The organism is Cerasicoccus maritimus, from assembly GCA_031296935.1.
Lineage (GTDB): Bacteria > Verrucomicrobiota > Verrucomicrobiia > Opitutales > Cerasicoccaceae > Cerasicoccus > Cerasicoccus maritimus.
Genome location: JAVDPD010000013.1, coordinates 120123 through 132750 on the forward strand (window position 1 = coordinate 120123; position 12628 = coordinate 132750).

General features: G+C 57.2%; 11 protein-coding genes. 8 read left to right on the forward strand and 3 right to left on the reverse strand.

Annotation, left to right across the window (positions count from 1 at the left end; genetic code table 11):
• Positions 1–117: 117 nt before the first annotated feature.
• The 3 genes from secD to RBB62_RS10155 all read right to left on the reverse strand — a co-directional run bounded on the left by secD (position 118) and on the right by RBB62_RS10155 (position 4101).
• Entirely contained in the window at positions 118–2817 is a 2700-nt protein-coding gene (gene secD, locus RBB62_RS10145) for a protein translocase subunit SecD (protein WP_309398682.1), read from the reverse strand.
• Between the two features lie 63 nt (positions 2818–2880).
• On the reverse strand, positions 2881–3240 hold the full coding sequence (gene yajC / locus RBB62_RS10150) for a preprotein translocase subunit YajC (RefSeq protein ID WP_309398683.1): 360 nt from the start codon (positions 3238–3240) through the stop codon (positions 2881–2883).
• Between the two features lie 105 nt (positions 3241–3345).
• Complete coding sequence (locus tag RBB62_RS10155; protein WP_309398684.1) at positions 3346–4101, reverse strand: hypothetical protein; 756 nt, start codon at positions 4099–4101, stop codon at positions 3346–3348.
• Positions 4102–4318: 217 nt separating this feature from the next.
• Between RBB62_RS10155 and RBB62_RS10160 the strand changes: the two genes are divergently transcribed.
• From RBB62_RS10160 to RBB62_RS10195, 8 genes are all read left to right on the forward strand, one after another.
• A complete protein-coding gene (locus RBB62_RS10160) occupies positions 4319–4630 on the forward strand; it encodes a hypothetical protein (protein ID WP_309398685.1) in 312 nt (103 codons plus the stop codon).
• Between the two features lie 37 nt (positions 4631–4667).
• Entirely contained in the window at positions 4668–5549 is an 882-nt protein-coding gene (locus RBB62_RS10165; protein WP_309398686.1) for a hypothetical protein, read from the forward strand.
• Between the two features lie 77 nt (positions 5550–5626).
• Positions 5627–7579, forward strand: coding sequence for a biosynthetic arginine decarboxylase (gene speA / locus RBB62_RS10170; RefSeq protein WP_309398687.1), 1953 nt, complete (start codon positions 5627–5629; stop codon positions 7577–7579).
• A gap of 1383 nt (positions 7580–8962) precedes the next feature.
• Positions 8963–9406, forward strand: coding sequence for a hypothetical protein (locus tag RBB62_RS10175; protein ID WP_309398688.1), 444 nt, complete (start codon positions 8963–8965; stop codon positions 9404–9406).
• 116 nt (positions 9407–9522) lie between these two features.
• Complete coding sequence (locus tag RBB62_RS10180) at positions 9523–9903, forward strand: hypothetical protein (protein ID WP_309398689.1); 381 nt, start codon at positions 9523–9525, stop codon at positions 9901–9903.
• Positions 9904–10232: 329 nt separating this feature from the next.
• Positions 10233–11702 carry a catalase gene (locus RBB62_RS10185; RefSeq protein WP_309398690.1) on the forward strand — a complete coding sequence of 490 codons (1470 nt, stop codon included), beginning with the start codon at positions 10233–10235 and terminating at the stop codon, positions 11700–11702.
• A 2-nt stretch (positions 11703–11704) separates the two neighbouring features.
• Positions 11705–12196 (forward strand): ankyrin repeat domain-containing protein, encoded by a 492-nt coding sequence (locus RBB62_RS10190; RefSeq protein WP_309398691.1) that lies wholly within the window; start codon positions 11705–11707, stop codon positions 12194–12196.
• 251 nt (positions 12197–12447) lie between these two features.
• Positions 12448–12606, forward strand: coding sequence for a hypothetical protein (locus tag RBB62_RS10195; RefSeq protein WP_309398692.1), 159 nt, complete (start codon positions 12448–12450; stop codon positions 12604–12606).
• Positions 12607–12628 lie beyond the last annotated feature (22 nt).

Below are 12628 nucleotides of genomic sequence, written 5' to 3' on the forward strand. Positions count from 1 at the left end.
ACGGAACTGATTCAATTTAAAAGCTAAATCCAACGTCCAATCCACCAAAAATCGCCAAAAAAAGCGAATGCCGCCGGAGCTGACATTCGCTTTGGGAAAGCTTTATGAGACCTGTAATTAAGCCGGAGCCTGGGCGCTCTTATCGGATTCAGACTCCTTGGTTGCGCGCTTGCTGCCGGCTTCCCACTCGTAGGTGGGCTTGGCGTATTCGTGCTCGGTCACATGCTTGCGATCACCCTTGTGCCAGGCGAAGAAGACCGGGCTCGCGATGAAGATCGAGGAGAACGTGCCTGTCACGATGCCGATCAGGAACACCAGCGCGAAGTCCGTCACGACGCCGACGCCGAAGATGAACAGCGATAGCGCGGCGACAAAGGTTGTCAAGCTGGTGAGCAAGGTGCGGCTCAGCGTGCGGCTGATGGCGAGGTTGACCACGTCGAAGAGTTTCATGCTCGGGTTGAGCTCGAGCTCTTCGCGGATACGGTCGAACACAACGATGGTGTCATTGATCGAGTAACCAACGATCATCAAAATCGCGGCGACCATCGGCGCGGTAAACTGACCACTGCCTATGCCAAAGAATTGGCCGAGGATGACGAACATACCGATCGACATCAGCACGTCGTGAATCGTCGCCACGACCGCGCCGACACCGTAACCGATCTCAAAGCGCAGCGCCACGTAAAGTAGGATGCCGATCAGCGCGAAGGCAATGGACTCAATCGCATTGAACACGATCTGATCGCTAACGGCAGCGCCGATGACGTTCTCGGAAACCTTGCCCACGCCTTCTACCAATTCGCCGTCAGCACCACGTGGGAATGCGTTCGGGAAGGTTTCATACATCGCGGCGACCACGGCGTCCGTGCGGCCATCTTCACCATCCACTTGGATGCGCAAACGCTCGATGCCCTGACCGATTTCGGACTGGAAGACCGGGATGACTTCGCCCAGATCCTGTGCCACGGCCATTTCTTCAATGGCGGCAATTTGCAGATCGCCCTTCGCCGACTCATCGAATTCAAAAACCACTTCTGCGCCACCACGGAAGTCGATGCCCAGGATGTCGCCCTTGGTCATGAAGATGGCCACGAGACCCGCGAGCACCAGTGCCCACGAGCAAATGAAGGCCGGAACGCGCTTGCCGAGGAAGTTGAGCGAACGCGCGCCCAGGCTCTTCTGCAAGTTGAAGTTCGGGATGACCTTCTTGGCAATGCCGCCGTGCACGAGGATCTCCAGCAGCGCGCGGCTGATGATCAGCGCGGCGAACACCGAAGCCCCAATACCGATGGCCAGCGTCAAACCAAAGCCCTTGACCGGGCCCACGCCAAGCGTGAACAGGATGAGCGCGGTGATCATCGTGGTGACATTCGCGTCCACAATCGTCGAGAGGGCCTTGTCGTAACCGGTCTTCAGCGCGGTCTTGACGTTCTTGCCCACTAGCAGTTCTTCGCGGATACGTTCAAAGATGAGGATGTTGGCGTCCACCGCCATACCCATCGTCAGGACCAATGCCGCGATGCCCGGCAGGGACAGCGTCGCGCCGGCACCAGCGAGGGAGCCCAGAACGATGAGCAAGCTCAGCAGCACGGAAATCACGGCGACCACACCCGAGAACAGATAATAAAGCGCCATGAAGAGAACCACGGCCACAGCGCCGTAAATCGCGGCGTTGATGGAGGCGCTTTGGGCGTCCTTCGCGAGGCTCGGCCCGATTTCCTGCATTTGGTCGACAACGAGGTCGAACTCCAGCGGATTGTTCAGCGCGCTCACGAGCTGGACCACTTCGTCCTGCGAGTAGTTACCGGTGATCTGGCCATTGCGGCTAATGCGACTTTGGACGGTAGCGGCGGATTCGAGTTCGCCGTCGAGCACGACCACGAGCAGCTCGGTGGTGCGCGTGCGGGCATCTTCATCGACGATGCGCTGCGTCATGTTACCCATGATTTCCGCGCCTTCGCCAGTGGTGACAAAGCCAACCTTCGGCGAGCCGGTGCTCATGTCGATGTAAGCTTCTTCAATGATGTCGCCGTGCGCTTCGGGAATCTTCTTCACCCAAAGCTTGGAAACGGTCACTTCGCCGGTCTTCGCGTTGGTGCTCTCGTCGCCCATAACTTCATACATCGCCGTCGGGCCGTCGGGCTGACCGGGGTTGAGCGGCAGGCTCTTCAGGTCGCCAATGGCGTCCTGCGCGGTGGGCTGGAGGTAACGGTGCGAGGTGCGGAAGTCCAGACGGGCAGCCTTCACGAGGTTGACCACGAGCTCCGGATTCTGCTGCAGGTTGACGCCCGGCAGCTGCACTTCGATGCGGTTCGGCGGGAGCGGGCGGATGACCGGCTCGGCCAGACCCAAACCGTTCACACGGTCGGAAATAATTTCAACAGCCTTTTCGAGGCGGCTGTTTTGCGCGTTGGGGTCGGCCTCTGCGTCAATGCTCAAGACGAGCGAGACGCCTCCGGCGAGATCCAGACCGCGGTGCAGCTTACCACGCGACTGATCGTAGAGATAGTCGGTGATGATCTTGTTACCACGCACGAGGTTGGGCTCCCGCACCATTTTAACGTAGGGGAAGAACTCTTCGTGGAGGTTGATCTGCTGTTCGTTGGCCGTATCGCGCAAGGCTGCGACGAATGCGTAGTTTTCCGTTACCTTGGTGTCAGCTTCTGCAACGAGCTTGTCGAACTCGGCCTTGTTCGTGACTGGCTCCGCGATGATGTAATCGCGGAAGTCCGTGTCATTAACGGGGAACAGGCTGAGTACCGCCCAAGCCATGATCACAGCGGTAAGGATGAGTTTCCAAATGATGGAATTTTTCATGGGTATGGCTATTAGACCGGATTAAGTTGGTCTGGTATAAAAACAAAAATTTCGCCGAAATAACTACTTCTTTTCTTCGGTTTTCTCCGGCTCGCCCTTCTTCTTGACCACAGTCTGGATGAAAGGCTTGGAAAGTTCGATGTTGGTGTTGTTCGCCACCCGAATGGTCAGGCGGTCGGTCTTGACGTTGACAATCGTGCCGTAGACACCGCCCTTGGTCATGACTTCATCACCGTTCTTGAGCTCGGTGACCATCTTGTCGTGCTGCTTCTGCATCTTGCGCTGCGGAGCGATGAGCAGGAACCAGAAACCGGCCACGAAAAGTATCGGTATCAGCAGGCCCTTGAGTTCGAAGCCGCCCGGCGCGCCTTCAGTTTGGGCCAAAAGAGTGAGAATTGATGCGAAGGTGGGTGTTTCGAGCATGATTAAATACGGGAAATCGGGCACACAAACGGATGGGGAGCCGGAAAGCAAGCGCGAATCAGCTCCATTTACCAACACTGACCACCATGATAACAGCCTGTGTGTCTAGTATGCGTGCGCAGAATCTCTCTGCCCCAAAAGGCTTGAATACTCGATCTGCCAGCGCGCCAAGGCTTTATCCAGCGCATCCTTGACGTCCGCTGTAGCAATTTGCCCCGAGAGCTTTGGCGTCAGGTAGAGGTTGCTCCCTGCCTGCGTCGCGTTTTCGAGAAAATCAATGCCGCCCTGCCCAAAGTAGATTGCCTGCCCAAAACGGTTGTAAACGCCAACCACGACAGACGCCGTATCCACCTGAATTTGGCTGCCCACATTACGGTCACCGTTGACATGAAACTCCCGACGCACGCCGCCCCAGCTCGCGCCCTGGTAGGGTTTGCTCAGCGTCATGGACTGCTCCAACACCTGCGGAATCACCAGCGCATCGACGGACTGGCCACTGCCCAGCTGTCCCATCAGTTTGGTGATGCCCTGGCTCATTTGCTGCGAATTGGAGGAGGCAATTTGCTTGCGCAACGCCCCGCCATTGGCATCCAAGGCGGAGTTCACGGCGCTCCCATCAATAACCTGATAGCCCTGCGCTTCTAAGGAACGCGCAGCGGCTTCGTTAACCATCGGGTAGAGGTACTCAAATCGCTCAGGCAGGTAGCTCAGCACATCGGCGGGCAGGATCGCCACTTCTCCGGAGAAGTCCTCGCCCATCGGCGTGGATTGGGCCGCGCCGCTGGGGGTATCTGCGCTCTCACAACCCGTAAAAAACAATAACGCCAGCCCCCAAAGGCCGACCACGAGATTTCTTATCATGCCAACAGTTCATTGTAATACAGATACCAGCGCAACCCAATTCGCCTACGGGTATATCCTAATGTCAGCTAAGTAATCATCCTTGCGAAAACTAAAAAAGCGATTACACTGAATCTTAGCTCAAGCTGCTGAATGGCAGCTTTCTAGAAAATTTCCTCACACCCGCGGGTGGCCGCCGTGCCGCCCGCCGACAGTCATACCCAACCCCGCACCTGATATGAGTTACCCCCTCTTCTGGATTGCCCCGGTTTCCGCGCTTGTCGCGCTGTTTTTTGCCTGGAGATTCTACGCCGGGATGATGCGCCAGCACGCTGGCAACGAGCGCATGGTGGAAATCGCTACTCATGTAAGCGACGGCGCCCGCGCTTTCCATGACTATGGCTGGAGTGACGGCGGCGTTTCAAATACTGTAATCAATGCGGATATCTTTCCAACCCCAATACAAGGACACTTTGCGATATATGGCCCTGAAATTATTTTCTCTAAAACTTCGTTTTTTGCTTTAAGCAACTGGCAAGAGTTCAAATGATATAGTCCTCTCGATTCTCCCCAAGCCATCTTCTCGAATGTCCATCGCCGATTCGAACGACGATAGCCTAGCTTCCATTCCCCAAGCCGAGCCGCCTCTGCTTCAAGGCCGTGCATTGGATAACGCCATCCACTGCCGCTACGCCAAGGCAGATTGTCGGCTAATCATCACGGCGGTCGTTCTCATCGGCCTCGTTAACTTCGCATTCATCGTCGAGGAGCTCGATATGCCACATGGCAGTCTGGATAGTGGACGCATTGTGCTGATGCGCTCACTACTTCTGGCTCTCTCCTTAGCGTTCGCGAGCTGGATCCCGTTCATCCGGTCCACCCCAATGCTGCAAAGTCTGGTGCTTGCCTGGCAGTTAATCACCAGCTCGCTCTTTGTGTGGACCGACAGCCTGCTGCCCGCCACCGGCTATCAAAACTCACTGGCTGACCTCGCCTACCTGATCGCGATCTTCATTTTCATGCCCAACCGGCTGAGCTACCAAATGATCTCGGGCGCATATTTTGCCTCACTCCACGTCTGGATGCTCTATGCACACAGCGGCTTCAGCGAAATGTGGTGGGAGGCCTCCCTGGTCTTTCCCATAACCGTGATCTGCGGAGCCTACGTCAACTGGCGTTTCCACCAAACACGCATTGCGGAATTTCAGCAATGGCAGAGCGAACACTTTGGCCGCGTCAAACTGGAGGGAGCGCTGGAGAAAATTGAGACCCTGCGCGGCCTCCTCCCAATCTGTTCGTATTGCAAAAAAGTCCGCAACGACCGCGGCTATTGGCAGGAAATCGAGTCCTACATCCGCGACCATTCCACGGCCGAGTTCAGCCACAGCCTTTGCCCTGAATGCGGGCAGGAACACTACCCTGGCATCCTCGGCCCAGACGATTTCAGCGACTGCCCACAAGATAAATAACAACGCTGAAAATTCGTCGCTTACTCCGCTTTCGCCTTTGACGATTTGCCGTTTACCTCACACGTTAACGCGACCTGATGCCTGCTTCCCAAAAGTCCGATTGGTCCGCCCAGAAATCCGCTGAATACTACGGCCTGCCCCGCTGGGGCCAGGGTCACTTCACCGCGGACGATACCGGCTGCCTCTGCGTGCGCCCCTTGGGCGAAGACGGCCCCAGCATTCGCCTGGCCGATGTCCTCGCCGAAGCCGAGGCTGAGTATGGTTTGCGCCCGCCGTTGACCATCCGCGTGCAGGACCTCCTGCGCCGCCGCGTGGAAATGCTCAACGAGGCCTTCCACCGCGCCATTGAGGAAGAAGGCTATGCCGGGCACTACCGCGGCGTGTTCCCGATCAAGGTCAACCAGCTCCGAGAAGTCGTCGAAGAAATCCTCGACGCCGGGCGCGACTACGATTTCGGTCTCGAAGCCGGCTCCAAGCCCGAGCTGCTCATTGCCCTTTCCCAACTTGACCGAAAGGGCGACATCCTCGTCTGCAACGGCTATAAAGACGAAGCCTACATCCGCGCCGCCCTGCTCGGCATCCGCCTCGGCCGCGAAGTCATCCTCGTCATCGAGCAATTTTCCGAAGTCGATGCGATCATCAAGGTCTCGCGCGAAATGGGCGTGGAGCCCAAGATCGGCTTCCGCGTCAAGCTGTCCATCGCCGGCGAAGGCAAGTGGGCCACGTCCTCCGGCGACAACGCCAAGTTTGGCCTGACCTCCACCGAGATCGTCGCCGCCGCCAAGAAGCTCAAGCGCGCCAAGCTCGGCCAATGCGTGAAGCTCGTCCACTTCCACATCGGCTCGCAGGTCCCGAACATTCTTACGATCAAGAAGGCCGTCCGCGAGGCCGCGCGCTTCTACTGTGAAATCCGCAAGATGGGCTTCAACCTGAAATACCTCGACGTGGGCGGCGGCCTGGGCATCGACTACGATGGCTCGCGCACCAACTTCGAGAGCTCGATGAATTACTCCATGCCGGAGTATGCCCGCGACGTCGTCTTTAACATCAAGAGCGTCTGCGAACAGGCCGATGTGCCCGTGCCCGACATCATTTCCGAAAGCGGACGCGCGCTCGTGGCGCCACACTCGGTGCTCGTCGTGGAGGCCGTGGACCGCATCGTCAAGATCCCCGAAGTCGAAAAGGCCAAGAGCGGCGGCAAAAAGCAGCCGCTCCTCGCTGACCTCCAATACATTCTCGACAACAAAGACGGGCACGGCGCGCTCGAGCGCTTTCACGACGCCCAGCAAAAGAAAGACGAGGCCGCGAATCTCTTCTCCCTCGGCTACCTCGACCTGCCGACCCGCGCCAAGGCCGACACGATGTATTGGCAGATCTGCGCCGACATCTACGCCAAGCTCAAGCAGGATGGCTACATCCCCGAAGAGCTCGAAAACCTCGGCGCCCTCCTTGCCGAGCAATACGTCTGCAACTTCTCCGTTTTCCAAAGCCTGCTCGACCACTGGGCGCTCGACCAGCTCTTCCCCATTGCGCCGCTCCAGCGACTCAACGAAGAGCCCACCATCGAAGCCACCCTCGTCGACATCACCTGCGACAGCGACGGCAAGGTCTCGGAGTTTGTCGACCTGGAAGACGTCCGCCACAGCCTCCGCCTGCACCCGCTCGGCAAGAAGCCCTACTACCTCGGCTTCTTCCTCGTCGGCGCGTATCAGGACATCATGGGCGACCTGCACAACCTCTTTGGCCGCGTGAACGAAATCCACGTCTTCCTCGAAGACGACGAAGAGGACGGCTTCTACATCGAAGAAACCATCAAAGGCTTCTCCACGGACGAGGTGCTCGACTTCATTCAATACAAAGGCGCCGACCTCACCCGCGCCATGAAGAAGCAGATCGACACCGCCACCCGCGCCGACGTCGTTAAGCCCCGCGAAGGCGTCCGCCTGCTCCAGCTGTACACGGACATGCTCAAGCAGAAGACCTACCTCTCCCCCGCCAGCAAACCCGCTAAGAAAGCCGCCAAAAAGTAAGCCCAGCGTCCCGCTGGACCGTCGGATGCGTTGCATCCGGATTTGCCCATTGGGCAAATGAATTAGGATGAACGGTGCTAAACTTCCAAGATGCGTTGCATCCGGATTTGCCCATTGGGCAAATGGCCAATCCGTCTGACAAAGGTAGGGACGGTTGCCCTCAACCGTCCGCGCTGCCCCGCTGCCTAAATCAATCAAACTAAGGTAGTGCGATGCTTACCATTCGACTAAGCTCATGACAGGCAAGCAAGCCGCAGTTGCGTCATGCTCCGAAATGGACCGATGCAACAAGACGTTGCCGCAAATGCACGAGGGGCTCGACATGGAGTGCGCCAGCCCTCTGGCGCTTTTAGTATTTTGCGCAAACGGAGAAGGTCCGTATCAGCTCCTTTCCATTCTAAAGCGCCAGAGGACTGGCGCACTCCATATCGCTAATTCGCGCATGGTCGCTTTTTCCTTTTTCCTTTAATCTTTTTCCTCCTGGCATCCCGCAGGGGGCCGGGGGGGGGGGGGTAAAACCCGCGAAATTATTTATCAAAGAACACAGCTCCGCCTGCCTGCACGCCGACAGCGTCGCAACAGGGGATGAACGCGCCGTTGTGTCGCGCGCTTAAACGTCGCCGTGGCCTTGGCGTAGCTGGCATAACGCGACGCAGCCCTGGCTAGCGCAACCATGCGCCAGATTAAAACCTCGGGGCGTCGCCAGCCGGCTTGTTTACACCAAGCCAGCCGCGAATGAGCCCCATCAGCGGTTCCAGAACTGCGCAGCGACGAAACGCCTCCGCGCACAACGACTCAACTAACCCGCGCGCTACGGCGGGCGCCGGCTCTCGCTCGGCACACGGCGAATCACCAGCGGCAGCCGACAACTAACGTACGGCGGACGCCGGCTCTCGCGGACGGAGCGAAAGCGCTGGGTGGGTGGATAAAATGAAAGGTTCATGCCCACGATTATATCAAACTTCCCCTGCCCCGCCAATGACTCGGCTGGCTACACAGGCTGCGTGGGCTACGTTGGCTCGGTGGGGCACTTTTTTCGCATTATGTCGAATTTCCGGCACCACTGAGAGCCACTCACTATTAGTGAGAGCCACTGACTAATAGTCACTCGTGCTCACTAATAGCGAAACCGCCTTCTCCTGCGCTCAAAACGAAGCTCCCAAAAAACTTTTTCTAAAATAATTCCTCACCGGGAAGCCTGTCACATTTGCCATGTTTCGTTAGAAAGTACTTTACCGTCAGATGGCTGGGCAATAACTTGGTATTCTCCGGCAACCCCCACCAGCAAACAAACACCGCCACATACCTACTCAAAAAACGCCAACTCACCACCACCTTGCTCAACGACCTTTTCGTCGCTTAAAAAATACTGTTCTGAGAGAAATGAAAACTTTGGCCAAACTTGTCTGCCTCATATGTGCGACAGCTACCGCTTTCGGACTATCGCCTAATGGAGAGAAACTGGAATTTCTCCGCAATAACCCACACCTAGCAGGCTATGTCGAAAGCTTTGCTGCCACATCTCCTGAAAGGGAAATATTAGCTCAAGTTGTGTTTGATTTCCAAGCCAAAGCAATAAGGCAGAATACAGACGCAGAGGAAGCGGAGATACGTGTAAAAGCGCTGAAGCAGTATTATATTAGTGAGAGAGAAAAGTGGAACAAACTTAGCGAGGAGATGCCGAGCGATTCATGCCTTTTTCTCGTCAATTTTTGGTCACCTGAGCTAAAAAAGCAATGGTATGGTTATTTGCTTCTCGAAAATGGAAAGCCCATTTGGAGAGAAGGTGGCCCAATAGCAGTAGATGAAGCTTTCGACATCAACTAGATTAACAACCGAACCAAGCGAAATAGCTGACCCTTCGTTCCCCGCCTATCGGTGCTCCAAAACGGTCAGCTACTCTTATCGTTAGCCTATAAAATATGCGCACTCTTCTTTCAGCCATGACTCTATTGAGTGTGCTACTCGTCTCAGGCTGCGGTTTCGTCCACGATGAGCACATTACCGGGCCTTATCGCTTGATCGCGGTAGACGTGGATAACCAGATGAGCATTTCCTATGATCTGGAAGACGGATCGGCGGTAGGCAGGATTAGTGAGACTGTCTTCGCATTCGGCTTTGACGAGCGTTTCATCGTTGCGAAGCAGCATGCGGACGGTAATCGGAGTGTCACGAATTTCTTCTATCTCGATATGACCAAGGACAGCAAGTATGCGGAGCCATCGAACAGCGTTACTGGTCCACTCACTGAGAAGGAATTTGAATCCGAAGCGGCGCGTTTGAATCTCCCAAAGTTTTCACGGACATTAACGGCGCTCGAATGAAAACGGCTAACAAGTCAGTGGTGGCAACGGCGGACAACGGTGCTGGTTCGCTTCACTATGGACGCCTCAGCCCCGCCTTACCATACTTCAAACGCTAGCCCAGTCCGAATGATCGGCTAGCCCCAGCAAAACACCCACCAGCCCTACGGCCCCTACCCGTTTCCCAAGAAACCCACCGCCTATCGTCGCGCGCCCTGCGATAGCTTTTACCTATACATCTAATACCCACGATATATTGGCCCTATGGCGGAAAATTTGTCATAATCGCATCATCACAGGGGCTAAAGCAGCCGCTTGGCATTGAACCAACATCAAAGAAAGCACCGCACATGAAGCGCATGACCACCACCGCCGGAAACCCCATTTCCGACAACCAGAATTCACTTTCCGCCGGGCCGCGCGGGCCCTTGCTGATGCAAGACTACCAGCTCATTGAAAAGCTCGCCCACCAGAACCGCGAGCGCATCCCGGAACGCGTGGTGCACGCCAAGGGCTGGGGCGCGCATGGCACGTTCACCGTCACCAACGACATCACGCAATACACCTGCGCGAGCATTTTCTCCAAGGTCGGCAAGACCACGGAAATGATTTCCCGCTTCTCTACCGTGGCCGGTGAGCTGGGCGCCGCCGACGCCGAACGCGACGTGCGCGGCTTCGCGCTCAAGTTCTACACCGACGAGGGGAACTGGGACTTAGTCGGCAACAACACGCCGGTGTTCTTCGTCCGCGATCCCTACAAGTTCCCGGACTTCATTCACACGCAAAAGCGCCACCCGAAGACCAACCTGCGCTCCAACACCGCGGCGTGGGACTTCTGGTCGCTGTCGCCCGAGAGCTTGCATCAGGTAACCATCCTGATGAGCGACCGCGGCATCCCGACCGACCCGATGCACATGAACGGCTACGGCTCGCACACGTATTCGTTCTGGAACAAGGAGGGCGAGCGCTTCTGGGTGAAGTTCCACTTCAAGACCCGCCAAGGCCACCAGCACCTGACCAACGCCGAGGCCGCTGATGTTGTTGGCGAGACCCGCGAGAGCTACCAGGAAGCGCTCTTTGGCGCGATCGAGGAAGGCAACTTCCCGCAGTGGGATGTCTACGTGCAGGTGATGCCCGAGCTGGACGCCGAGAAGACCAGCTACAGCCCGTTTGACCTGACCAAGGTCTGGCCGCACGGCGAGTATCCGCTGATCGAAGTCGGCGTGCTGGAGCTCAACCGCAACGCGCAAAATTACTTCACGGAGATCGAGATGGCCGCCTACTCGCCATCGAACGTCGTGCCCGGCATCGGCTTTTCGCCAGACAAGATGTTGCAGGCCCGCGTGTTCTCCTACGCCGACGCCCACCGCTACCGCCTGGGCACGCATTACGAGATGTTGCCGGTCAACCGCCCGAAGTCCGCAGTGAACCATTACCACAAGGACGGCTCGATGCGTTTCTTCGACAACTTCAACGAGAACCCGGACGCGTATTACGAGCCCAATAGCTTCGACGGCCCGCAGCAGGACCCGTCGGTCGCCGAGCCGCCATTGCGCATCAGTGGCGATGCCGATCGCTACAACCACCGCGACGGCAACGACGACTACACGCAGCCGGGCAACCTCTTCCGCATGTTTAACGACGCGCAGAAGCAGCGCCTCTTCAGCAACATTGCCGACGCCATGACCGGCGTGCCGGAGGAAATCGTCCAGCGCCAGTTGGTGCACTTCCACCGCGCCGATCCCGCCTACGCCGAGGGCGTTGCCCAGGCATTGGGCGTCGAAAACCAGGCTGCCGGGGCCGCGACTGTGGGGACGTAGTCATGGAGACGCTCTTAACCCCCACCGAAGAGGAACGCTATGTCGAGCTGCAGAAGCTCGCGCTCGACATGGCGCGCCAAGGCGAAACCGAACAGCTATCGGCGATGATCGACGCCGGGCTGCCGGCCAATCTGGCCGACGCCAAGGGCCAAAGCCTCGTCATGCTCGCCAGCTATAACGGTAACCTGGAGACCACGCGCATGCTGCTCGACAAGGGCGCTGAAGTCGACCGCCGCAACGACCGCGGGCAAACCCCGCTGGGCGGCGTCTGCTTCAAGGGCTATCTCGACATCGTGCAGCTCTTCGTGGAGCGAGGCGCAGACATCCATGCGGACAACGGCGGCGGCATGACGCCCATCCGCCTCGCCGCGATGTTTGGCCGGCAGGATGTGGTTGATTACCTGGAGAGCCAAGGCGCGCGCCTCTCAGCGTTGGGCAAGCTGATGGGCCTGCCCGCCTACATGGGCAGCCTCTTCAAGGCCAAGACCGCTTAGGACATTTCCATACCATAGCAAGATAGCAGCAACCATCTGCTTTGTCTCCCTTCCCCTGACCATAGGTCGTGTGACAGCGACTGCCCTATAGCCCTCTCCCCAATCGGGAGGGGGCACTTTTTTCAATACTGCAATCCACTGATGCAGAGGGCTTTACATTGCTGCGAGAAACACACTTAGCGGAACATTAGCCCCCCTTCTATCCGATTAATAATCTTGCCAGATCAAGGGCTGCGGGATAAGCTGTTCTCATGAACCCCGATATGCACTTCACGCATGATGATCATGAGGAGCATAGCACGTACGAAGACGGCATGCCGCTGACGCCGAAGGAAAAGATGATCCTTCTCAGCATTGTGGCCGGACTCGGACTGCTCATGGTGCTCGTGCTCATCGGCATCGGGTTCTGAGGAACCCGGCACCCCAGCGTAG

Coding starts and splice junctions, on each gene's coding strand:
- secD (WP_309398682.1), bottom strand. CDS start 2,817: ATGAAAAATTCCATCATTTGGAAACTCATCCTTACCGCTGTGATCATG.
- yajC (WP_309398683.1), bottom strand. CDS start 3,240: ATGCTCGAAACACCCACCTTCGCATCAATTCTCACTCTTTTGGCCCAA.
- RBB62_RS10155 (WP_309398684.1), bottom strand. CDS start 4,101: ATGATAAGAAATCTCGTGGTCGGCCTTTGGGGGCTGGCGTTATTGTTT.
- RBB62_RS10160 (WP_309398685.1), top strand. CDS start 4,319: ATGAGTTACCCCCTCTTCTGGATTGCCCCGGTTTCCGCGCTTGTCGCG.
- RBB62_RS10165 (WP_309398686.1), top strand. CDS start 4,668: ATGTCCATCGCCGATTCGAACGACGATAGCCTAGCTTCCATTCCCCAA.
- speA (WP_309398687.1), top strand. CDS start 5,627: ATGCCTGCTTCCCAAAAGTCCGATTGGTCCGCCCAGAAATCCGCTGAA.
- RBB62_RS10175 (WP_309398688.1), top strand. CDS start 8,963: ATGAAAACTTTGGCCAAACTTGTCTGCCTCATATGTGCGACAGCTACC.
- RBB62_RS10180 (WP_309398689.1), top strand. CDS start 9,523: ATGACTCTATTGAGTGTGCTACTCGTCTCAGGCTGCGGTTTCGTCCAC.
- RBB62_RS10185 (WP_309398690.1), top strand. CDS start 10,233: ATGAAGCGCATGACCACCACCGCCGGAAACCCCATTTCCGACAACCAG.
- RBB62_RS10190 (WP_309398691.1), top strand. CDS start 11,705: ATGGAGACGCTCTTAACCCCCACCGAAGAGGAACGCTATGTCGAGCTG.
- RBB62_RS10195 (WP_309398692.1), top strand. CDS start 12,448: ATGAACCCCGATATGCACTTCACGCATGATGATCATGAGGAGCATAGC.